At 65.1% G+C, this 22,690-nt stretch carries 19 protein-coding genes and 1 tRNA gene; 15 read left to right on the top strand and 5 right to left on the bottom strand.

What is annotated here, in order from left to right; translation table 11 throughout:
• Positions 1 to 12 precede the first annotated feature (12 nt).
• From AC1DPF_RS15820 to AC1DPF_RS15810, 3 genes are read left to right on the top strand one after another with little or no spacing between them, the layout of a single operon-like run.
• Positions 13 to 3,345, top strand: a complete 3,333-nt coding sequence (locus AC1DPF_RS15820) for a transglutaminase family protein (protein ID WP_477962309.1) — start codon at positions 13 to 15, stop codon at positions 3,343 to 3,345.
• Entirely contained in the window at positions 3,345 to 5,891 is a 2,547-nt protein-coding gene (locus AC1DPF_RS15815; RefSeq protein ID WP_477962307.1) for a circularly permuted type 2 ATP-grasp protein, read from the top strand. Before AC1DPF_RS15820 ends, AC1DPF_RS15815 begins: the two co-directional genes overlap by 1 nt.
• A complete protein-coding gene (locus AC1DPF_RS15810) occupies positions 5,891 to 6,769 on the top strand; it encodes a transglutaminase family protein (RefSeq protein WP_477867216.1) in 879 nt (292 codons plus the stop codon). The genes AC1DPF_RS15815 and AC1DPF_RS15810 overlap by 1 nt, the downstream gene beginning before the upstream one ends.
• 129 nt (positions 6,770 to 6,898) lie before the next feature.
• Here AC1DPF_RS15810 and AC1DPF_RS15805 read toward each other — a convergent pair whose 3' ends face one another.
• Positions 6,899 to 7,981 carry a zinc-binding metallopeptidase family protein gene (locus AC1DPF_RS15805; protein WP_477867214.1) on the bottom strand — a complete coding sequence of 361 codons (1,083 nt, stop codon included), beginning with the start codon at positions 7,979 to 7,981 and terminating at the stop codon, positions 6,899 to 6,901.
• Between the two features lie 169 nt (positions 7,982 to 8,150).
• On the opposite strand from AC1DPF_RS15805, the gene AC1DPF_RS15800 reads away from it, so the two are divergent.
• The 7 genes from AC1DPF_RS15800 to pgeF all read left to right on the top strand — a co-directional run bounded on the left by AC1DPF_RS15800 (position 8,151) and on the right by pgeF (position 13,518).
• Positions 8,151 to 9,119 carry a DnaJ C-terminal domain-containing protein gene (locus tag AC1DPF_RS15800; RefSeq protein ID WP_477962335.1) on the top strand — a complete coding sequence of 323 codons (969 nt, stop codon included), beginning with the start codon at positions 8,151 to 8,153 and terminating at the stop codon, positions 9,117 to 9,119.
• Positions 9,120 to 9,229: 110 nt separating this feature from the next.
• Positions 9,230 to 10,093 (top strand): YihY/virulence factor BrkB family protein, encoded by an 864-nt coding sequence (locus tag AC1DPF_RS15795; protein WP_477962305.1) that lies wholly within the window; start codon positions 9,230 to 9,232, stop codon positions 10,091 to 10,093.
• A 10-nt stretch (positions 10,094 to 10,103) separates the two neighbouring features.
• A complete protein-coding gene (fabI, locus tag AC1DPF_RS15790) occupies positions 10,104 to 10,907 on the top strand; it encodes an enoyl-ACP reductase FabI (RefSeq protein WP_477962303.1) in 804 nt (267 codons plus the stop codon).
• A 73-nt stretch (positions 10,908 to 10,980) separates the two neighbouring features.
• A complete protein-coding gene (locus AC1DPF_RS15785; RefSeq protein ID WP_477962301.1) occupies positions 10,981 to 11,397 on the top strand; it encodes an endonuclease domain-containing protein in 417 nt (138 codons plus the stop codon).
• The gene (gene aroC / locus AC1DPF_RS15780; RefSeq protein WP_477962299.1) at positions 11,394 to 12,464 is read left to right on the top strand and encodes a chorismate synthase; all 1,071 of its coding nucleotides are present in this window, start codon (positions 11,394 to 11,396) and stop codon (positions 12,462 to 12,464) included. Before AC1DPF_RS15785 ends, aroC begins: the two co-directional genes overlap by 4 nt.
• Positions 12,461 to 12,754: an acylphosphatase gene (locus AC1DPF_RS15775; protein ID WP_477962297.1), complete on the top strand. Its 294-nt coding sequence runs from the start codon at positions 12,461 to 12,463 to the stop codon at positions 12,752 to 12,754. Before aroC ends, AC1DPF_RS15775 begins: the two co-directional genes overlap by 4 nt.
• Complete coding sequence (gene pgeF, locus AC1DPF_RS15770) at positions 12,751 to 13,518, top strand: peptidoglycan editing factor PgeF (RefSeq protein ID WP_477962295.1); 768 nt, start codon at positions 12,751 to 12,753, stop codon at positions 13,516 to 13,518. Before AC1DPF_RS15775 ends, pgeF begins: the two co-directional genes overlap by 4 nt.
• Before the next feature lie 7 nt (positions 13,519 to 13,525).
• Here the strand turns inward: pgeF and AC1DPF_RS15765 are convergent, their stop codons facing one another.
• Positions 13,526 to 14,290 (bottom strand): DUF1134 domain-containing protein, encoded by a 765-nt coding sequence (locus AC1DPF_RS15765; protein WP_477867201.1) that lies wholly within the window; start codon positions 14,288 to 14,290, stop codon positions 13,526 to 13,528.
• 149 nt (positions 14,291 to 14,439) lie between these two features.
• On the opposite strand from AC1DPF_RS15765, the gene AC1DPF_RS15760 reads away from it, so the two are divergent.
• From AC1DPF_RS15760 to AC1DPF_RS15750, 3 genes are all read left to right on the top strand, one after another.
• Positions 14,440 to 14,532: transfer RNA gene (locus tag AC1DPF_RS15760), tRNA-Ser, on the top strand.
• A 206-nt stretch (positions 14,533 to 14,738) separates the two neighbouring features.
• Positions 14,739 to 15,842 carry an NAD(P)/FAD-dependent oxidoreductase gene (locus AC1DPF_RS15755; RefSeq protein WP_477962293.1) on the top strand — a complete coding sequence of 368 codons (1,104 nt, stop codon included), beginning with the start codon at positions 14,739 to 14,741 and terminating at the stop codon, positions 15,840 to 15,842.
• A gap of 61 nt (positions 15,843 to 15,903) precedes the next feature.
• Positions 15,904 to 16,101 carry a hypothetical protein gene (locus AC1DPF_RS15750; protein ID WP_477867197.1) on the top strand — a complete coding sequence of 66 codons (198 nt, stop codon included), beginning with the start codon at positions 15,904 to 15,906 and terminating at the stop codon, positions 16,099 to 16,101.
• On the opposite strand, the gene AC1DPF_RS15745 is transcribed toward AC1DPF_RS15750, so the two are convergent.
• The 3 genes from AC1DPF_RS15745 to AC1DPF_RS15735 all read right to left on the bottom strand — a co-directional run bounded on the left by AC1DPF_RS15745 (position 16,102) and on the right by AC1DPF_RS15735 (position 19,079).
• A complete protein-coding gene (locus AC1DPF_RS15745) occupies positions 16,102 to 17,241 on the bottom strand; it encodes an FAD-dependent monooxygenase (RefSeq protein WP_477962292.1) in 1,140 nt (379 codons plus the stop codon).
• A 91-nt stretch (positions 17,242 to 17,332) separates the two neighbouring features.
• Positions 17,333 to 18,355, bottom strand: coding sequence for a Rieske 2Fe-2S domain-containing protein (locus AC1DPF_RS15740; RefSeq protein ID WP_477962290.1), 1,023 nt, complete (start codon positions 18,353 to 18,355; stop codon positions 17,333 to 17,335).
• Between the two features lie 10 nt (positions 18,356 to 18,365).
• Positions 18,366 to 19,079: an SDR family NAD(P)-dependent oxidoreductase gene (locus AC1DPF_RS15735; protein WP_477867191.1), complete on the bottom strand. Its 714-nt coding sequence runs from the start codon at positions 19,077 to 19,079 to the stop codon at positions 18,366 to 18,368.
• A 270-nt stretch (positions 19,080 to 19,349) separates the two neighbouring features.
• On the opposite strand from AC1DPF_RS15735, the gene AC1DPF_RS15730 reads away from it, so the two are divergent.
• Complete coding sequence (locus AC1DPF_RS15730) at positions 19,350 to 21,797, top strand: TonB-dependent receptor (protein ID WP_477867189.1); 2,448 nt, start codon at positions 19,350 to 19,352, stop codon at positions 21,795 to 21,797.
• 13 nt (positions 21,798 to 21,810) lie between these two features.
• The coding region (locus tag AC1DPF_RS15725; RefSeq protein ID WP_477962287.1) for an NAD-dependent epimerase/dehydratase family protein at positions 21,811 to 22,690 on the top strand (880 nt) is incomplete at its 3' end.

Raw genomic sequence — 22,690 nt, 5'->3', positions numbered from 1 at the left:
ACTCTGTCAGCCATGATTCAGGCCGCTCTGCACCACAAGACAGTCTATCGCTACGATCACCCGGTCGTGCTCGGGCCCCAGGTGATCCGGCTACGGCCGGCGGCGCACAGCCGCACCGCGGTCGACAATTATTCGCTGCGGATCGTTCCCGAGAACCACTTCATCAACTGGCAGCAGGATCCGCACGGCAACTGGCTGGCTCGGCTCGTTTTCCCGGAGCGGACCAACGAGTTCTCGGTGACCGTGGATCTGATCGCGGACATGGTCGCGATCAATCCGTTCGACTTCTTCGTCGAGGATTATGCCGAGCAACGCCCGTTTACCTATGCGCCCGATCTCGCTTCCGATCTCGCCGCTTATTTCGAACTCGAGCCGCAGGGGCCGCTGTTCGACGAGTTCGTGGCGCAGTTCGCCGATGTGCGCATCCGCACGATCGATTTTCTCGGCAATCTCAACATCGCGATCAATCAACGCGTCGGCTATGTCATCCGGCTCGAACCCGGCGTGCAGACGCCGGAGGATACACTGGCGATCGGCACCGGCAGCTGCCGCGACTCTGCCTGGCTGCTGGTCCAGGCCGCACGGCGGCTTGGCCTCGCTGCGCGCTTCGTGTCGGGCTACTCGATCCAGCTGACGCCGGACATCATCCCCATCGAAGGGCCCAAGGGCGTGTCGCAGGACGTCTGCGATCTCCACGCCTGGGCCGAGATCTACCTGCCCGGCGCCGGTTGGATCGGCATGGATGCGACCTCCGGCATGTTCGCGGGCGAGGGGCATATCCCGCTCGCCGCCACCCCACACTATCGCTCGGCTACGCCGATCGAGGGCGCGGTGCTCGAACCCGCCCATGTCGACTTCCACTTCGACATGAACGTCCAGCGCATCGCCGAGGCGGTGCGGATCACCAAGCCGTTCACCGACGCGCGCTGGGATGCGCTCGATCGGCTGGGCGAGCAGGTCGACGCCGACCTGGTGGCACAGGATGTGCGGCTCACCACCGGCGGCGAGCCGACCTTTGTCGCGCTAGATGATCCCGAGGCGCCCGAATGGAACGGCGACGCCGTCGGTCCCACCAAGGCGGGCTATGCCGACCGGCTGATCCGCAAGCTGCGCGAGCGCTATGCGCCCGGCGGCATGCTCCATCATGGCCAGGGCAAATGGTATCCGGGCGAAAGCCTGCCGCGCTGGGGCTATTCGGTCTATTGGCGCACCGATGGCGTGCCGGTCTGGAAGGATGCCAGCCTGATCGCGGGAAGCGACACCGGCAAGGCGGTGACCAGCGACGATGCCGGCACCTTCCTGGCGGAGATCGCGGAGAGCCTCGGGGTCGGCGCCGAGATGGTGCAGGAAGCCTATGAGGACGGCATCGAATGGGCGGTCAAGGAAGCCCAGCTCCCGGAAAATGTCGATCCGACCGATCCCATGATCGACGACCCCGAAGCGCGGCACCGCATGGTCAAGGCCTTCGAGCATGGGCTGAGCAAGCCGGTCGGCCATGTCCTGCCGATCCAGCGCTGGCAGGCGGCGCAGGCGCCCGAGCCGCGGCGCTGGCGATCGGAACGCTGGCAGGTGCGGCGCGGCAAGCTGTTCGTCATGCCCGGCGACGCCGCCATCGGCTATCGCCTGCCGCTCGGCTCGCTGCCCTATGTGCCGCCGGCCGACTATCCCTATCTCCACGTCCAGGACACCACCGAGCCGCGCGGGCCGTTGCCACTTTTCGAGCCGGCGCGCGGCGAAGAGCCGGCCCAGCGGGCCGAGACCGTGGCGCCTGCGGCCGGCGGCACCGCGGCGCAGGCGCGCCAGGAACAGAAGATCATCGAGGGCGCGGTCCGCACCGCGATGACGGCCGAATCGCGCGGCCACTATATCGCGGTGTTCCTGCCGCCGACGGAGAAGCTTGAGGATTATCTGGAACTGGTCGCCGAGATCGAGGCGACCGCCCAGCGCACCCGCGTTCCGGTGCGGATCGAGGGCTATGGCCCGCCGCCCGATCCGCGCCTCAACGTCCTCAAGGTGACGCCCGATCCGGGCGTGATCGAGGTCAACGTCCAGCCGGCGGCGAGTTGGGCCGAGACCGTCGACATCACCACCGGCCTTTACGAGCTGGCGCGCGAGACCGGGCTGACCGCCGACAAGTTCATGATCGACGGCCGCGCGATCGGCACCGGCGGCGGCAACCACATCGTGCTCGGCGGGCGTTCGGTGACCGACTCGCCGTTCATCCGCCGGCCGGACATGCTCAAGAGCTTCATCCTCTATTGGCAGCGCCATCCGGCGCTCAGCTATCTGTTCTCGGGCATGTTCATCGGTCCGACCAGCCAGGCGCCGCGTATCGACGAGGCGCGCCATGACGGGCTGTACGAACTCGAGATCGCGCTGTCTCAGGTGCCGATGCCGGGCCAGGGCGAGACGCCGCCGCCATGGGTGGTCGACCGGCTGTTCCGCAACCTGCTGGTCGACGTCACCGGCAACACCCACCGCACCGAGATATGTATAGACAAAATGTTCTCGCCGGATGGGCCGACGGGCCGGCTGGGGCTGCTCGAGTTCCGCGGTTTCGAAATGCCGCCGGAACCGAAGATGAGCCTGGCCCAGCAACTCCTGATCCGCGCGCTCGCCGCCTGGTTCTGGCGCGAACCGCAGCAAGGCGGGCTGGTGCGCTGGGGCACCGCCCTGCACGACCGCTTCCTGCTGCCGCATTTCGTCTGGGCCGATTTCATGGAGGTCCTCTCCGACCTGCGCCACGCCGGCTATGATTTCGATCCAGCCTGGTTCGAGGCGCAGCGCCAGTTCCGCTTTCCGGTTCACGGCACGGTCTCGGCAGGCGGCGTGACCCTGGAGATCGCGCATGCGCTCGAGCCCTGGCATGTGTTGGGCGAAACCGGTGCGATCGGCGGCACGGTGCGCTATGTCGACAGCTCGACCGAGCGGCTACAGGTGAAGGCGAGCGGCCTGGTGCCGGGCCGCCATATCGTGGCGGTGAACGGCCGTGCGGTGCCGATGACGCCTACCGGCGTGCCGGGCGAAGCGGTCGGCGGTGTGCGCTACAAGGCGTGGAAGCCGGCCAACTGCCTCCACCCGCTGCTGGATGCCGATGCCCCTTTGACCTTCGATCTGCTCGACAAGTGGAATGGTCGTTCGCTAGGCGGGTGCGTCTATCATGTCGCGCATCCGGGGGGACGCAGTTATGACACCATTCCGATCAACGATCTCGAGGCCGAGGCGCGCCGTCGCGCGCGCTTCCAGGGCCATGGCCACACGCCTGGCCCGGTGACGATCCCGATGACCGAACGGGCCAGCGAGTTCCCGGTGACACTCGACCTTCGCACGCCGCCCAACTGGTAATGGCCGTCGCGCAGGGGGATATGATGGCGGAACTGCCAGGCATGCCGAGCCTCGGGGATGGTTGGCTCCACAGCTATATCGGCAAGGCGGGAAGAGCCGATGCATTGCGCGGCGACGTCGGGCGCGGCGCCAAATGGTGGCACGCGCTGTTCGACGGCGTCGGACGGCTGAGCGAAGGCCGGCTCGACCTGCTTCAGCAGCGCATGGCGCGCCAGGTGCAGGAGCTCGGCACGGCCTTCCGCCTGCCGGGCGAGGAACGCGAACGGCCCTGGCCGGTGTCGGCGATGCCGCTGCTGATCGGTGAGGACGACTGGGCGATCATCGCCGCCGGCGTGTCGCAGCGCGCCGAGCTGCTGGAACGGGTGCTCGACGATATATTCGGCGAGCAGAAGCTCGTCGCCTCCGGCGCCATCCCGGCTGCGCTGGTCACGGGAAGCCGCGCCTATTGGCGCTCGCAGGTCGGAATCAAGCCGCCTGGCGGCCATCGCCTCCACATCTACGCGGCCGATCTGTGCCGCGACCCCAGCGGCGAATGGCGGGTGCTCGACGATCATGTCCGCGCACCGGTGGGAGCCGGCTATGCCCTCGAAAACCGGCTCGCCTCGACTCGCCTGATGGGCTCGCTACAGACCCGCCTGCATGTGGAGCGGCTGGCGCCGTTCTTCTCGGCATTCCGCGAGGGGCTGGCGTCAGCATGCCGCCGGTCGGAACCGCGCATCGGCCTGCTGACGCCGGGACGCTACAACCAGAGCTATGCCGAGCAGGCGCATCTCGCCCGCTATCTCGGCCTGTTGCTGGTCGAGGGCAGCGATCTGGCGGTGCGCGAGGATGGCCTGTTCGTCCGCACGATCGAGGGTCTCAAGCGCGTCGACGCCCTGTGGCGTCGCATCGATTCGCGGCTGCTCGATCCGCTGGCCTTCGATGCGACGTCTGCGATCGGTGTCCCTGGTCTGATGGACGCGATGGCGGCGGGGCAGGCGGTGATCGCCAACGCTCCCGGCGCCGGCGTGGTCGAATCGACCGCGATTGCAGCCTTCCTGCCCACGCTGGCGCGACGTCTGCTGGGCGAGGACCTGGCGCTTCCCAACATCGCCACCTGGTGGTGCGGACAGGAGACCCCGCGCGCGCAGGTGGAGGCGCGTCTCGATGAGATGCTGATCGCGCCGGCCTTCACCGAAACGCCGGTGGGCCTGCCGCGTGGCCGCCCGGTGCTCGCTTCCACGCTGAGCAGCGCCGAGCGCGCGACCCTGCTGGCCGACATGCACCGGCGGCCCCATGACTATGTTGCGCAGGAGGATGTCCACCTGTCGACCACCCCCGTCGTGCAGGACGGACAGCTGGTGCCGCGGCCGTTCACGGTGCGGGTGTTCGCCGCGCGTGACGGGCAGGGGAACTGGACGGTGATGCCCGGCGGCTTCGCGCGGATCGGCGACGATTCGGATGCGCGCGCAACGGTGATGGGCGAGGGTGCTTTCTCGGCCGATGTGTGCATCGTCGGGTCGAAGGCGGTCGAGCCGATCTCGCTGCTGCCCCAGAAGGTGCCGATCCGGCGCAATCCCGGCACCCTGCCGAGCCGCGCCGCCGACAATCTCTACTGGCTGGGCCGCTATCTCGAGCGCGGCGAGGCGACCTTGCGGCTGGTGCGCGCGACGCTGGGCGGATCGATCGTCGCCGATGGCGGTGCCGCGCTTTTCCCGCTGACGTTGGACAGGCTCGGCACGATGCTCGTCTCGTCCGGAGCGGCCGTGCCCGAGCAGGACGAGCATGACGAGGAAGAGGATGACGCGCCCGAGCACAGCTTCGGCGAAACCCATGATCTGCGCGAACTGGCGCGGTTGGCGCTGGACGGCGAGGGACCGGCGAGCGTCGCCACCCTGATCCGCAATGCCCGCGTGATCGCCAGCGGCACGCGGGACCGGCTGTCGGCTGATGTCTGGCGGCTGGTCGATGCGCCGCTGGCCAATGCCACCTCCGAAGACGCGGAGGCGACCCTCGCGCGGGCGGTCGACCTGCAGGAGCGTTTCTCCGCGCTGTCCGGCCTTGCGGCGGAAAATATGGGGCGAACCGCGGGCTGGCGGTTCCACGACATGGGGCGCCGGGTCGAACGAGCGCTGTGGGGCTGCCGCCTGGTCCGCATTTTCGGCGGCAAGGACGCATCGGCCGACGACCTGACCACCTTGCTCGATCTGTGCGACAGCCAGATCAGCTACCGCGCCCGCTATCTGATGGGACTGGCGCTGGAGCCTGTCCGCGACCTGGTTGCGCTCGATCCCTATAATCCGCGCGCCATTGTCTATCAGATCGAGCGGATCTCCGAGCATCTCAAGGCCTTGCCCGCGCTCCGTGACGACGGCATGGCCGAACCGCATGTCGCGATCTTCTATCGTATCGAGGCGGTGACGCGCACCACCAGCGCGGACGCGCTCGATTCGAAGATGATGCTCAGCCTCGAGAACATGCTGTCGGAGATGTCCAACGCGATCAGCGCCCGCTTCTTCCTGCAGGGTAGCGAAGGCTTCCGGATGTCCGGTATGACGCTCGCTTGATGCTCTATCAGGTCCGCCACAAGACTCGCTTCCGCTACGCCTTTCCGGTCAGCTTCGCGCGGTGCAATCTCAGGCTGCAGCCGGTCGAATGGGGGGGGCAGACGCTGGAGGACTATGTGCTGGAGCTGTCCCCGGCTGCGCACGTCACCGGAACCCGGCCGATCGGCTATCTCGGCAATGTAACGCGGATGGTGATGGACCGGCCGTCGCGCGAACTCAGCATCGAGAGCAGCTTTCGCATCCGCGTCGACCGGCCCGTGCCGAAGCCGCATGTCGACGATCCGACCATCGGCGAGATCGCGGTGCTGGCGCGGACGACGACGGACATGGGGGTCGAGAGTCCAGCCAATTATATCTACCCCTCGCTGTCCATCCCGCTCAGTCCGGAGATTACCGCCTGGTGCTCGGAGCATCTCGATCCGCATCGCGGCATCATCGAGGCAGGGTTGGCGCTCGCCACGCGCATCCATGACCGCTTCACCTATGACGGCAGCGCGACGACCGTCGATACCACCCCCGCCGAGGCTTTCGAGAAGCGCCACGGCGTCTGCCAGGATTTCGCGCAGATCATGATCGCCGGGCTGCGGGGCGTGGGCCTGCCGGCCGCCTATGTGTCGGGCTATCTGCGCACCGTGCCGCCGCCGGGCAAGCCGCGGCTGGTCGGCGCCGACGCCACCCATGCCTGGGTGGTGATATGGTGCGGGCCGGATCGGGGCTGGCTGGGTTTCGACCCCACCAACGCCTGTATGGTCGGCAGCGATCACATCATCACCGCGATGGGCCGCGATTATGCGGATGTCGCGCCGATCGATGGGGTCTTCACAGGGCAGGACGGGCAGAAGATTGATGTTTCGGTCGATGTCGAGCCGATCGAGTAGGGTTGGTTGGAACGATTCCGGCATGCTGAACTTGTTTCAGCATCCACTGCTCGGCACGGGAGCTCTCTCCAGCGGAAGAGTGGATCCTGAAACGAGTTCAGGATGACGTACCAACGGGTATTCCTACTATCATCCCCGCCCCGCCGCCTTCGCGACCAGGCGGTTCACATAATCGATCTTCCCCATGATCGCCGGCGTCAGCCGGAACGGATAGAGGTCGGGCTGGCCCATGCTCCGGTTCACAGCGTTCAGCGCGAAGCTGTAAGGCACCATCTCGGCCATCAGCTGGTCCGTGCTAGCGGTATAGCAATCGAAGTCGACCACGGCGCCAGGGTGGCTCTCCGGCCCCGGAAATGGCGCCATCCGCATGTCGAAGCCGCCGATCGTCGCCAGCGTGTCCACCAGGTGGAGATAATGAGCGAAGGTTTCGGCGAAATCCTCCCAAGGATGCGACGTCGCGTAGAAGCTTACATAGTCGTCGGTCCAGACCTTCTGGCTGCTCGGGCCGTAATGGTCCTGCAGCGCCTGGGCATAGTCGATCGTCTCGTCTCCGAATATGGAGCGGAACGCCTGCAGTTCCTGCGGGTCCTGCTCGACCAGCCGCGACCAGTAATGATGGCCGACCTCGTGCCGGAAATGGCCGAGGAGCGTGCGATAGGGCTCGCCCATGCTCCGTCGCATCCGCTCGCGCTCGACATCGTCGGCTTCGATCAGGTTAAGCGTCACCACGCCGCCGTCATGGCCGGTCAGGACCTGTCTCTGGCCCTGCAACTCGGCTGAGGGGTCATATAAGAAATCAAAGGCAAGTCCCTGGATATGATCGACTTCCTCGGCCTTGGTTTCCAGTGGCAGACCCAGCTTGATCAGCGTGTGGAACAGCCGGCGCTTCGCTTCCTCGATCCTGCCCCAGCGCTCGGGCACGGTTGGGACGGTCAGGTCTGGAATCGTGCGATTGTGGCGGCAGGCGCGACAGAAGGGGGTGTTGTCGGTGGTCGAGACCAGCCAGTTGCAGACGCCATATTCATTGTTGTTCGCGCAGACCGCGACGTCATGGGTTCCGCCGTTGCCGTCGCGCCAGGTGGTGGCGCCGTCGCCGAGGAACAGGAAGCCATCCGACGCGGGGTCGAAGCCCAGCGTGAAGGCGCAGCCTGGGCACACGCGCACCTCGAAATGGTTCAGGCGCTTGCAGTTAGGGCACGGATAAGGCGCCATAGGTAAGTAACTCGCTTGTAGTTGGGAGGTTTCGGTCGCAGAACGCCAGCGGACCGGCCGAGTTGCCCTGCGGCAAATGAAATTTGCACTTGCTTAATGGCGAGGCGGTACACATCTGATCTGTTGCATAAATGCAACAGGGTGCGATTGCAGGATGACGACGACGACTATGGCCGATCTGTATTCGAAGCTTGGGGTGAAGCGCGGCGCCGACGAGGCCGAGATAAAGAAGGCCTATCGCAAGCTCGCCAAGGAGCTTCATCCCGATCGCAACAAGGACAATCCCAAGGCGACCGAGCGCTTCGCCGATGTCACGGCGGCCTATGATCTGCTGTCGGACCGGGACAAGCGCGCCCAATATGACCGTGGCGAAATCGATGAGCAGGGCAATCCGCGCGGGCCGTTCGGCTTCGGCGGACGTGGCGGCGGCGGCGGCTTCAATCCCGGCGCCGGCCCAGGCGGGGCAAACTACGAGTTCACCGGCGACGGCGCCGATTTCGGCGATATCTTCGAAGGTATTTTCGGCCGCTCGCGCGGCGCAGGCGCGGGTGCTGGCGCGCGCCGGCCGGGCGGTTTTGGCGGCTTCGGCAGCCAGGGCGGCGGTCGTCCGCCCAAGGGCCCCGACATCGCCTATCGCCTGGCGGTGCCGTTCGAGGATGCCGCGGCGCTGAAGCCGCAGCGGATCACGCTGGCCAATGGCAAGACGATCGACGTCAAATTGCCCAACGGCGTCGAGTCTGGCACCCAGATGCGGCTGACCGGGCAGGGCGAGGCCGGCCCTGGCGGCAATGGCGACGCCATCATCACCGTGGACATTCGCCCGCATCGCTACTTCAGGCGCGACGAGGATGATGTCCGCCTTGACCTGCCGGTGGCGATCGACGAGGCGCTGCTGGGCGCGAAGGTCAAGGTTCCGACGGTCGACGGCGCGGTGATGCTCGGCATCCCCAAGGGCAGCAGCTCGGGCAAGACGCTGCGGCTCAAGGGCAAGGGCTTCTACCGCAAGGATGGATCGCGCGGCGACCAGCTTGTCACCGTGATGATCGACATTCCCGCCGAGGATGCCGAGCTGGAAGCCTTCGTCGAGAATTGGTCCGCAAAGGGCAAGCGCAACCCGCGAGCCAATCTGGGCGTTTGACGGCGTAACAGTCTTTCCAGCTGGGTGGGACAATAGGGAGCGCGGCTCTGACAACGGACCAATCTCCCGAAGCGCGCCGGCGTCGTCCTTTCGAAAAGCATCTGGCGGAGATGCGCCCCGGCGGCCGGGTCTACACGATCGTCAGGCGCGCTGCGCTGGGCGTGTATAACGACGGCTTCATCCACGCCGGGAACATCGCCTATCTGGCGCTGCTGACGATGTTTCCCTTCTTCATCGTGATGGCGGCGCTGGCGCAGCTGTTCGGACGCACGCCCGATGTCCAGCATGCGGTCTATGGCTTCCTGCGGACTGTCCCGATATCGGTGCGCGACCTGATCTCGCAGCCGATCCGCGACGTGCTCGCCGCCAATAACAGCGGCGCCCTGCTCTGGCTGGGCGCGCTGGTGGGGCTGTGGACCGTCGGCAGCTTCGTCGAGACGATCCGCGACATCCTCCATCGCGCCTATGGCACCAAGCCGTCCCGCGGCTTCTGGCACTATCGCGCCGGTTCGATCCTGATCATCATCGTTTCGGTGATCCTGACCATGTCGGCGTTCAGTGCGCAGGTGGTGCTTACCGGCGTCGAGCAGTTCATCTGGCGGCTGCTGCCGGTCGGCGCCAGCCTTCAGCCGCTGATCAACCTGTCGCGGATCGCGCCGCTGCTGATGCTGGTGGGGGCGCTCTATGCGATGTTCGCCACGCTCACTCCATCCAAATATCGCTATGCGCCCTGCCCGAAATGGCCGGGTGCGCTGTTTACCGGCCTATGGTGGATGGCGGTGACGATGCTGCTGCCCGTCGTGGTGAGCGCATTTGGCGGTTATGGCCGCACCTATGGCAGCCTTGCGGGCGTCATCGTGACGCTGCTGTTCTTCTGGCTGGTGGGGCTTGGGCTTGTTTTCGGCGCTCATCTCAACGCGGCTCTAGCGGAAACCCCGGAAAGCTCTGTAAAGGAGGCGGCGCCGAACGAGTAAGGGAGATGTCGTGGCGGGTTTGATGACGGGGAAGCGCGGGCTGATCATGGGCCTCGCCAATGATCGCTCGCTGGCGTGGGGGATTGCCAAGGCACTCCACGAACAGGGCGCCGAAATGGCCTTCAGCTATCAGGGCGAGGCACTGGAGCGACGCGTGCGTCCGCTGGCCGAGCAGGTCGGCTCCGACTTCCTGATCGAATGCGACGTCTCGAACGATGCCGCGCTCGACGTCGCCTTCGCGACGCTGGCCGAGCGCTGGCCGACGATCGACTTCCTGGTCCACGCGATCGGCTTTTCCGACAAGAATGAGCTGCGCGGCCTGTTCGTCGACACCAGTCTCGACAATTTCCTGATGACGATGAACATTTCGGCCTACAGCCTGGTAGCGGTGACGAAGCGTGCCCGCCCGATGATGCCCGAGGGCGGCTCGGTGCTGACGCTCAGCTATTATGGCGCCGAAAAGGTCGTGCCGCATTACAACGTCATGGGCGTGGCCAAGGCCGCGCTGGAGACGAGCGTCAAATATCTGGCGATGGACCTGGGCCCGGAGAATATCCGCGTCAATGCGATCTCGGCCGGCCCTATCAAGACCCTGGCCGCGAGCGGGATCGGCGATTTCCGCTATATCCTCAAATGGAATGAGCTGAACTCACCGCTTCGCCGCAACGTGACGATCGACGATGTCGGCGGGGCCGGCGTCTATCTCCTGTCGCAGCTGGCGAGCGGCGTGACCGGCGAGATCCACCACGTCGACGCAGGCTACAACGTCATCGGCATGAAGGCCGAGGACGCGCCGGATATCGCCTTGGCTTAGCAAATGAACCCTCTCCCTTCAGGGGAGAGGGAGGGACCCGCCGCACAGCGGCGGGAGGGTGAGGGCAGGCTCAATGCAGCGACCACCTGGCACCGAGCCGATCGAACGGCTGAGATCGCTCCGTACCTTCTGTACGGACGCAGAGAAGCTGCTCTGGTCGAATCTGCGCGGTCGACGCCTCGAAGACGCGAAGTTCCGGCGGCAGGTGTGGCTTGGAAACTATATTGTCGACTTCGTATGCCTCGATCGGAGGCTCGTGATCGAAGCCGACGGCGGCCAACATGCCGAGCAGCAGGAATATGACGATCGACGCACGGCCTTTCTCGCGCAACAGGGCTATCGCGTGCTGCGCTTCTGGAACAATGACGTGCGCGACAACCTGGACGGGGTACTGACTTCAATCATGAATGCCTTGAAAGAAGAACCCTCACCCTCCCAAGCCTCCGGCTTGGGTCCCTCCCTCTCCCCTGAAGGGAGAGGGGCTCTATGAGCTACAACTCCTTCGGCCGCGTTTTCCGCTTCTCCACCTGGGGCGAGAGCCATGGCCCCGCGATCGGGGCTGTCGTAGACGGCTGTCCTCCGGGGCTCGAACTGAAGGAAGGCGACATCCAGCCCTGGCTCGACAAGCGCCGGCCGGGCACTTCGCGTTTCACCACCCAGCGGCAGGAGCCGGATCAGGTGCGCATCCTGTCCGGGGTTTTCGAGGGCAAGACGACCGGCACGCCCATCAGCCTGATGATCGAGAATGTCGACCAGCGCTCAAAGGATTATTCCGAAGTCGCGCTCGCCTATCGGCCTGGCCATGCCGATTATGCCTATGACGCCAAATATGGCTTTCGCGACTATCGCGGCGGCGGGCGATCGTCGGCGCGCGAAACGGCGTCGCGGGTTGCCGCCGGCGCCGTGGCGCGGCTGGTGATTCCCGAGGTCCGGATCCGCGCCTACCTGGTCGAACTGGGCGGGGATGCGATCGACCGGGCGGCCTTTGACGACGCGGCGATCGACGAGAACCCGTTCTTCTGCCCGGACCGGGCGGCGGCCGCGCGCTGGGAAGCCATCGTCGACGGCGCGCGCAAGGCGGGATCGTCGGTGGGCGCTATCGTCGAGTGCATAGCCGAGGGGCTGCCGGCCGGCTGGGGCGCGCCGCTCTATGCCAAGCTCGACAGCGAACTGGCGTCGGCGATGATGAGCATCAACGCGGTCAAGGGCGTCGAGATCGGCGACGGCTTCGCGGCGGCGCGGCTGACCGGCGAAACCAATGCCGATCCGATGCGGCCGGGCCATGACGGCATGCCGCTGTTCCTCGCCAACCATGCCGGCGGCGTGGCGGGTGGCATTTCGACCGGCCAGCCGGTGGTGGTGCGGGTCGCGCTCAAGCCGACCTCCTCGATCCTGACGCCGGTGGAGACCATCGGCAATGACGGCCAGGCCGCGGACATCCGCACCAAGGGCCGCCACGATCCCTGCGTCGGCATCCGCGCCACGCCGGTGGTCGAGGCGATGATGGCGCTGGTGCTCGCCGACCAGAAGCTCCTGCAGCGGGCTCAGCGCGGATGAGCTCCGATCCGGGGCGGATTGCCCGGCGCATCCACGTCAAGGGCAAGGTTCAGGGGGTGTGGTATCGCGGCTGGGCGATCGATCAGGCGAACGAACTCGGCCTCGATGGCTGGGTGCGCAACCGGATCGATGGTTCCGTCGAGGCCGTGGTGGCCGGGCCGGCCGACAAGGTTGAGGCGCTGATCGTGCGCTGCCATGCGGGGCCACCCGCAGCGCGGGTCGACAAGGTGACCGTCGAGGACATAGCCGGCACTGTCGCTGCGGGCTTCATCCAGAAGGCGACGATATGAGCGTGAAGCCGATCCGCGTCGATGCGTTGGGCGATCTCCCCCACGGCTTTCTCGGCCGCGAGGGCGGCGTGTCCGAAGGGATTCACGCCGGGCTCAATGTCGGGCTGGGTTCCGACGACGATCGCGCCGCTATCGTCGAGAACCGCCGCCGCGCCGTCGAGGCGATCGCTCCGGGCTATCGCCTCGTCACGCTCCACCAGGTTCATTCGGCAAACGCCGTAGCGGCCACCGAGCCCTTTGGCGATGCTGGACGGCCCCATGCCGATGCACTGGTCACCGACCGGCCGGGCCTGCTGCTCGGCATCCTCACCGCCGACTGCGTGCCCGTGCTGTTCGCCGACAAGGGGGCAGGGGTGATCGGCGCCGCCCATGCCGGCTGGAAGGGTGCGATCTCGGGCGTGACCGATAGCACCATCGACGCGATGGAGAGGCTGGGCGCACAGCGTTCGGCGATCACCGCCGCGATCGGCCCCTGCATCGCGCGCGCAAGCTATGAAGTCGACGAGGCTTTCGTGCGGCGTTTCGAGGACGATGATCCAGCCAATGAGCGCTTCGTCGCGGACGGGCGCCGGGCCGGCCATGCCCAGTTCGACATCGAAGCCTATGTCGCGCATCGGCTGGCATCGGCCGGCATCGCGCGGGTGATCGCACTTGGCGAGGACACCTATGCCCAGCCCGATCGATTCTACAGCTTTCGCCGCGCGACCCATCGCGGCGAACCGGGCTATGGCCGGCAGATCTCGCTGATCGGACTGCCCGCCTGAGCGATCCTCAGAACGGCACCGCCTTCGATTCCCGGGTGAAGTTCATATAACCCACATTGACGCCGAGCCGCCAGCCGACGCCGAGCCGGATCGGGATCAGCACGACGTCGCCCCGGCGCAAATAGGTCGCAGTGAACCCGCCGACGACATAGGCCGCCCCTTCGGCGGAAGGATAGCGGCGGAAGAGGTCGTTGCTGTCGAACAGGTTATAGACGAGCACGAAGCTCTTCGAGCCGTTGGCGCCGAGATCGAAGCCCAGCGACGGGCCGGTCCAATAGACCGGCATCTGCCCCTCGACCTTGTGGAACAGAGTGCCCGAGCCGTAGCGCACGCCCACCACGATCGCGCCGCCGGCCTCGCGGCCGGCGATATAGGCGTTCGGTCGCCCCTGTTCCTTGAAGATTTTCTCGACCAGCTTGGCAAGCCCCTCGGCGCCCCGGCCGAACACGCCTTCGGCGGCGCTGAGTACGTCATCCTGGGCATAGGTGTTGTTGGCGGCGGCATCGGCGGCCTGCGCCCGCGCACCGGCGGGCGGCGGCGGGGCGGCCTCTCGTGACACCGTGTCAGCAGCGGCCTCGGTGGATTGCGGGGCAGCGGGCTGTGCAGGCGCGGCGGGAGCGGCCACCTTCGTGCCATAGTCGGCCTCGCTCGCAGGTACCGGCGCAAGGTCGTTCGCCTGGTTGGGATCGACGGTGCGCACCTGCGCCCGGGCAGCGCCCGTTCCGCCAAGGGCCAGCATCACCGCCACGCCCAGCACCTTGCCGTAGTTCATCGCCACTCTCCGATAACCGCCTTGCCTTGGCACAGGTAAAGCCGCTTTTGCCTGTCGCTGCAATGAACGCGGTGATGATTATCCGGATAGGCGATCGAGGCGGTTGATCGCAGGGCATGCGCTCGCTATAGCCCGGCCTCTGCCTTCCCGGAGACGTGGGTGAGTGGCTGAAACCAGCGGTTTGCTAAACCGCCGTAGGGGGATTACTCCTACCGAGGGTTCGAATCCCTCCGTCTCCGCCAGGCACCCCTCCGCAGGGGGCCGCAACAGCCTGCTGGGATTGGCTAAACAGACCATCGAACATCGGCGCTTGCAGCACCGCAAGTTCGCCGCCTAACGTCAATCCCCAGACGAGGCCCGCACTCCGCTAATTTACTCCACGACCTGCGCCAAATGTCCTGACGACGGACATTCGCAAACTTGAAGCGATCCAAGTTTTAATGAGGCGATGATGGAAAGAGTTGATGCCATCATTGTGGGGGCCGGTGTCGTCGGGATCGCAATCGCGCGCGAGCTGGCGCTTTCAGGGCGTGAAGTGGTGTTGGTGGATGGCGAGCCGACCCAGGGCAGCTGGACCAGCAGCCGCAACAGCGAAGTCATTCATGCCGGTCTTTATTATCCAGCCGGTTCGCTGAAGGCGCGGCTGTGCGTCGAAGGGCGGGACCGACTCTATGACTATTGCGCCCGCCATGCAGTTCCCCACAAGCGGCTGGGCAAATTGATCTTTGCGCGGGACGAGGAGCAGATCCCCGTGCTCGAACGGATCCTGGCCGCCGGGACGGCCGCCGGGGTTTTGGACTTGCGCGTTCTGGATGCGATGGGTGCTCGTCGGTTAGAGCCGCGTCTGGATTGCGCGGCGGCGCTCTTATCGCCCTCGACGGGTATTGTCGATTCCCATGCACTGATGGCGACCATGCTCGGCGAGGCGGAGGCGCATGGAACTTTGTTCGTTCCGCGCACCCGCGTGACACGCGCCGTGCGCCGTGAAGGCAGCTGGCATATTTATGTAGAGGGAGAGGACAACGCCGTTCTTTGTGCGTCATTGCTCGTGAATTCAGCGGGACTGGCAGCGCAGGATCTTGCATCCGCGATCGAGGGACTCGATCCTCATTTCGTTCCGCCGCTATATCTGGCGCGCGGGGTCTACTTCACCCTTTCGGGTCGAGCGCCTTTCGAACATCTCATATATCCGGTGCCCGAACCCGGCGGTCTGGGCCTTCATCTGACGCTCGACCTCGCCGGACAGGCGCGCTTCGGCCCCGACGTCGAGTGGATTGATCATGTCGACTATCATCTCGACGCGACCCGCAAACCGGCCTTTGTCGCGGCGGCAAAGTCAATCTGGCCCGATGTCGATCCTGACCGTCTGGAACCCGGTTATACGGGGATCAGGCCAAAACTCAGCGGCCCAGGCGAGCCCGCGGCCGATTTCGTGATTTCGCTTCCGAGCGATCACGGATGCGCTGGATTGGTCAATCTGTTCGGAATCGAGTCCCCCGGCCTCACCTCTGGCCTCGCGATTGCGCGCTATGTGCGGGACGGGCTTGTATGAACGACGGTGAACGATTCGATTATATCATAGTCGGTGCAGAAAGAGATCGTGGTGCGTCCAGTTGCGTCGCAAGGTCGAGACGGTGTCCGCTACCTTCGATACACGGGCCGAGGCCGAAGCTTGGATTCGCATCATCTCGCAGGCGACGCCTGGCGGTATCTTCCTTTCCGGCGGGCTGGGGGCACGTACTTCATCCCCGATGGTACAACCGGGCCAATTCAACTTCGGTTCGATCGTGAGCGATACCCGTTTTGTCTGATCAAAATGGGTCGTTGAGGCGTTGTAGCGCGCCTTCAAGCATATGCGCATGAACTTCCGGGTCGCCATTCTCCAGTTGTAGCCTGCCTACGGCAATGCTGGTCTCGATAACATCGCGACAGCGTTCGAACCGGCGTTCCTGATAGGCAAGAAGCGCCTTCGCCACCTGGTTGGAGTTCGCAAGCTCCTCGGCCAGTACGATGCCGCTTTCGACGGCCATACCGGCCCCCGACGCGAGGTGCGGAGTCGTGGCGTGTACAGCATCTCCGACGAGCACGATCCGTCCATTGAACCAGTCCTTCGGCTGGAGCGCGGCAGCAAGGGGCCGGTAATTGATCCAGTCCTCGGGCGTCATGTTGTCGCGGATCCAGCCGGCATTGCCGCCGAAGTCCTTGAGCAGTTCTTTCAGGGTATCGAAGAGCTGCTCTTCGTCCATGAAATTCTCGCGCTCGACATGGGGTGTAAGCATCCACATGTAGACGTGGTCGGGCGCACAGGCGGTGATGCCGCAGGGGTTGGCATGGCCGAGAAAGAATTCGCCAGCTTCAAGCCCCGGCGGCTTGCGGATCGAGATGCGCCAGCATCCCTGCCCGGTCGGTACGGCAGGTCCCATATGCGGGAAGGCGAGATCGCGTACGGCCGAGAACACGCTGTCGGCACCGACGACGAGATCGTAACGGCCTTCACCGCCATCGGAAAAGTGCACGTCGACGCCATCATCGCGGTTTTCGAGCGCGGCGACAGTGAGGCCGAGGCGCACCGGGATGGCAAGTTCGCGCACGCGCTGCTGCATGATGTGATGCAGCACGGGGCGCATGATCCCGCCGGTGGCGGGCAGGCCTTCCTCGATCACCGGCTCGTCGAGATCGAACATGTGCGTGCCGTCATAGCGGAACAGACGGGTCTTGCTGGTGATCGCGCCCTGCTGCTTTATCTGGTCGAGCAGGGCTAGCCGCCGATAGGCGCGCAGGGTGGGGCCGGTTATCGTGATGCCTGCGCCATAGACGCGCCAGTCCGGGTCGAGATCGATCAGGTCGACCATCACCCCTCGTTCGGCAAGGCTGATCGCGCTTGCCATTCCGCCGATACCCCCGCCCACGACAAGCGCCGTTGCGATGCTGCTGATGCTCTTCCCGGTCATGGCCGATGCATGAAGGGGCCGGTCCCGGCTGGCAAATTGGAACAATGGATAGGAATCCATCGACGCCGGCGGGGCGTTCGGCCGCGCGCTTTCAGGTCAGTGCTGCGCCCTCGTCTGCGATCTTCTGGGCGAGCAGGCGACGGGCGCGGGTGCTGGCCGCATCGATCTTGAGCAGAACCGGCTCAAGCGACCAGAAATCCGTATTGCCGATGCGCGCCTGTTGGCTTTCCAGCATGGGCTTGTCCTCGTGCACGAAGGCCTGCTCGAGCGCACCGCGCAGGAACTGGCTGAAGCCCTCGTCGTCCACACGGAAGCGGCGGGTCGAGCAGTAGAAGTAGTGTGTCGACGTGGCTGTTTCCGGCACCATGTTGTGCAGGGTATAGCCCTCGTCGTGCCAGGTTCGCGGTTGTCCGGCGGGCACGGCAGCCACGCCCAAAGTCATCATCGCAGGAGCCTGCCAGACAACTTCGGTCCACACGTCGGCGCGACCGGCTCCTTGGACGGTGGCGCGGAAGGCCGGAGGCGGGTCGCAGTTCTCGGCCAACCAGTCGACTACGACCTTGCCGCCCTCCTGCCGGTTGGTGGTCTTCGCGGTGCTGTTGATGCCGCCGAGCGTATCGGGGTGCAGGAAGTCGGCGTGACTGAGATCGAGGATGTTGTCGCTGAGCAGCTGGTAGTTCGCGGCGGTGGGCATGTAGCCGGAAATACGGGCCTGTGGCGGAGTCTCGTCGATGTACGACAGATCGGGGATCAGCGCCGGATCGGCGTCGGCATCGCCCAGCCAGACCCATATGATCGTGTGCCGCTCGGCCACCGAAAAGCTGCGCACGGCCAGCGCCGATACGATCGGTCCGTGCGGATTGTGCATGCAGTTGCCGTCCGCGTCGAAGCCGAGGCCATGGTAACCGCAGAAGATGATGTCGCCATCGACCCGGCCCGCCGAGAGCGGCGCGAAGCGATGCGGGCAACGGTCTACCAGCGCGGTCAGCGATCCTTCGGCGCGGCGGTAGAAGACGAGCGGCACTTCGCAGATGGTGCGGGCGAGCTTGCCGCCTGCCGGGACTTCGCCGGAAAACCCGGCCTGATACCAGGTGTTCATCAGGTATTTGGTCATGGTTCGCATCCTACCAGGCGGTGGCACCGGCATCGATCGAGAAATCTGCCCCGGTGACGTAGCGCGCCTCGTTGCTGGCAAGCCAGGTGGCGCACCATGCGATGTCGGATGGTTCGCCGACCAGCTTGAGCATGTTCTTCGACAGCACGATCTCGAGAAATTCCGGATGCATATCGAGATGGCGACCGGTGGATTCGGTGCGGATGAAGCCGGGGGCGATGGTATTGGCGCGAATGTTGTGCGGCGCGCCTTCCATGGCCAGCTGGCGCGTCATGGAAAGGATGCCACCTTTGCCAGCGCAGTGGGCAAGCGCGGGCGAGCCTTCGAGCGCCTTCCAGGCATTGGCGCTGGCGAAATTGATCACGCTCGCCGCCGCGCTTGCCTTGAGGAGGGGCCATGCCGCGCGGGTGGGCAGGAAGACGATGTCGAGTTCGGCATCGAGCGTCCTTTTCCAGTCGGCATAGGTCAGGTCCTCGATCCAGGCGAAGATGGCAAAGGCTGCGGCGTTGACGAGGATATCGATTTTGCCGTGCTGCGCACCGACCTCGGCGAAGAGGGCGTTGGTGGCGGCTTCGTCGAGCAGGTCGCAGGCGTGGTCAGCCCCCTTGAGATCGACCCCGATCACCGTTGCGCCTTCGGATGCGAAGATTTCCGCACAGCCTTTGCCGATGCCGTTTCCGGCACCCGTGACGATGGCGATCTTGCCTGCAAGCCGGTTTGCCATTGTTTTCTCCCACGATCTGCGTTGCCAATGCGCAGGCATATGCCCGCCATTGCAGTTGGATAGAGCGCCTTGTCCGGCAGGGAAAACTCGAAGTGTCGATAGGTATCCATCGACCGGCAGGGGTTCGGGACGCGCAACGCTGGCAAGTGTTGCCGCGCATACATTCGAACCGTCGATAGGAAAGTATCGATACAAGGAGCGGGCGTTTCAGGCGAGCAGGCACTATCCCGGCAGCCAACAGCGATATCGAGCAATAGGGGAGGGATTCTTATGCGCCTGGTACTTCTTGGAACAACCGCCATCACCGCCCTTGCTCTGGCCGTGCCGGCCTTCGCGCAGGAAGCGCAATCGACCCCGTCCGACGACACTGGTCTGGGCGAAATCATCGTGACCGCGCAGCGCAGGGAAGAAACGCTGCAGAAAGCGGCGCTGGCCATAGATGCCGTGTCGGGCGCGGATCTTTCCGAGCGCGGCATCAGCAATGCCATCGACATCACCAAGGCCGTTCCGGCAATTTCGTTTCCGGCAGCGGGCGGGAACATCTCGTCGATTTTCGTCCGCGGCGTGGGGAACATCACCACGGCAAGCTGGACCGATCCGGCCGTAACGCCGAGCTATGATGGCGTAGTGCTGGGCCGCGGCGGCGGCGTGTTCGGCGCGGCCTTCTATGACCTTGCCCGCGTGGAGGTGTTGAAGGGGCCGCAGGGTATCCTTTATGGTCGCAATGCCACGGGCGGCGCGGTCAACATCATTCCCGCCCGTCCCGAGATCGGCCGCACCTCGGCAGGATTCAACCTTGGCTACGGCAACTACAATGCGGTCGATGTCGATGCGCATGTCAACCTCGGCGTAAGCGCCAACAGCGCCCTGCGCCTAGGGGCTGCCTATTCCGACCGTGATGGCTTCAATCGCGACGGGACCGACGATCTGCACCGTGGCTCGCTGCGTGCGCAGTACCTGATCGAGCCTTCGAGCGACCTCTCGCTGCGCATCGGTGCCGATTACACGCATCTTGGCGGCAAGGGCATCGGCGGTACCTACATCGGTGGTTTTGCGCCCAACGGCACCGGAGGCTACAACTTCTTCCCTTCGGGCCTTGATGACAGCGAAGGCTTCAACACCGCTGCGGCCAACGCCTTCCGCCGGCAGAACCTTGGCGGGCCGGCCTTTGCGTTCCTCAGCTCGATGAACGCCGACCAGCGGCTGGACAGCACCTACTGGGGCGTCAACGCCGAGCTGAACTGGAAAACCAGCATCGGCAAGGTGACGATCATTCCGGCCTATCGTGAAAGCGAGGATCACACCTTCTTCTATGGTCCGGCATTCAACACCGCGAACACCAACGAGAAGATCCGCCAGACCAGCTTCGAGGCGCGTCTCGCGGGGAACGTGGGCATGGTCGACTATGTCGTCGGCGGGTTCTTCTTCAACGAGAAGATCGACGCGAACAACCAGTTCAACCAGGAGTTCGTGCTCCCGATCATCGACTATCGTCACAAGACCGACAGCTATGCCGCGTTTGGCCAGCTGACCGCGCACGTTTCGGATCGTTTCCGCCTGATCGGCGGCGCGCGTTACACGCATGACAAGAAGTCGATCGACGGACTGATCAACAACTTCATCACGTTCTGCGGCGGATTGCCGCCGGCATTGGTGACTCCGCCTGCCTCGTTCGGGATCGGCTGCGCCACGCCGGGCAACGTGCCTCATTACCCGAACTTCCTGAATTCTGCCGATACGGTCAACTGGCTGGCGGCCAACGGCTGGATCGCCGCCAACAGCGCGAACCAGAACAACCCGCAGGTCTTTCCGCTGCTCAGCGGCGTCGGCGCGATTCTCAAGACGCACAGCCCGGTGAAGGACACGCTTGGCTTCTCGCGCGTGACGTGGAAGGCTTCGGCGGAATTCGACGTGACCGACCAGAACCTGCTCTATGCGACGGTGGAGAGCGGCTACCGGGCGGGCGGCCTGCAGATGAGCGAGAGCCGCACCCGCTACAAGCCCGAGTTCATTACCGCCTACACCATCGGGTCCAAGAACCGCTTCTTCGACAATCGGGCCCAGCTGAACCTCGAAGCCTTCATCTGGAAGTATCGTGACCAGCAGATCACCTACTTCACGGTCGATACCTCGGGCACGCTCATCAACTCGAGCGAAAACGCCGGCCGAGCCACGATCAAGGGCATCGATGCCGACCTGCAGGTGAAGCCTGCGCGGGGCACCGCGCTCAGCGCCAAGGTCCAGTACCTCGACGCCAAGTACGACAACCTGCACCTCTTCACCGCTGCCCCACGCGACAACTTTGCCTGTCCGTTCACCTTCACTGGCGGCACGGCTGGCGGCGCGCCCGTCAAGGACTTCAACTGCTCGGGCAATCCGCTGCTCTATTCGCCGAAGTGGACGGTGAATCTGGGAGCCGAACAGGTGGTGCCGCTGGGCGACAGGCTGGAGCTGGTGGCCAATATCGATACCGCCTGGCGCGACCGCCAGTGGGGCGGGTTCGAATATCTCGCCTTCGAGAACATCCCGGCCTACTGGACGACCGATGCCTCGCTGACCCTGCGGACGGCGGATGGTGGCTGGGCGCTGACCGGCTTTGTGCGCAACATTGAGGGCAAGCGCCGCAACCTTGCGCCGCAAGCCGCGCCGATCGGTGTGGCTGTGGGCCACTTCTCGGCACCGCGCACCTATGGCCTGCGCCTGTCCGGCAATTTCTGAGGAGCCCGACGGCGTGAACGTGGTGGTGACCGGTGCCGGCGGGTTCGTCGGACGAGAGCTAGTCCGCCTGCTCGTCGATGCCGGTCACACGGTTACCGGGATCGACAGCGCGGCGGGGGGCGTGCCCTCGGACGCTCGGTGCGTTGCCGGCGACCTGGGCGATGGCGCGGTGCGCGCCGCGGCACTGGGGCAGGGCTGCGACGCGCTGATCCATCTTGCCACGGTTCCGGGGGGCGCGGCCGAGGCTGATCCGGCCGCCTCGCGCCGGATCAACCTCGATGCGATGTACGATCTGCTGCTGGAAGCGGCGGCGGTCAATCCGGGCCTGCGCGTCGTCTACGCCAGTTCGATTGCGGTGTTCGGCGATCCGCTGCCGCCGCTGGTCGACGATACCACGCCGCTTTCTCCCAAGATGATCTACGGGGGGCACAAGGCGATGATGGAGGACGCGGTGGCGATGTTTTCCAATCGCGGCCTGATCGATGGGGTGAGCGTGCGTCTGCCCGGCATCCTTGCGCGGCCCAAAGGGCCTTCGGGCATGAAATCGGCGTTCATGTCGGACCTGTTCCACGCATTGAAGGCGGGCGAGGAATTTACCTGCCCGGTTTCAACGCAGGGCAGGATCTGGGCGCAATCGGTGCGACAATGTGCGCGCAATTTCGCGCATGCGCTTACGCTGGATTCTGGCCTTATGCCATCGACCCGCGTAGTGACGCTGCCCGCGCTGCGCATTGCGATGGGTGATCTTGCGACAGAAATTGCGCGTCAATGCGCAGTTCCGACGGACCTCGTCTCCTACGCGCCGGATGCCGCCCTCGAAGCGACTTTCGCAACGCAACCGCCGCTGGCGACGCCTGCCGCGGAGCGTGCCGGTTTTGCGCATGATGAAGACC

This window comes from Rhizorhabdus sp. P4_G6 (assembly GCF_056401045.1).
This window is presented reverse-complemented; position numbering and strand designations above follow the sequence as displayed.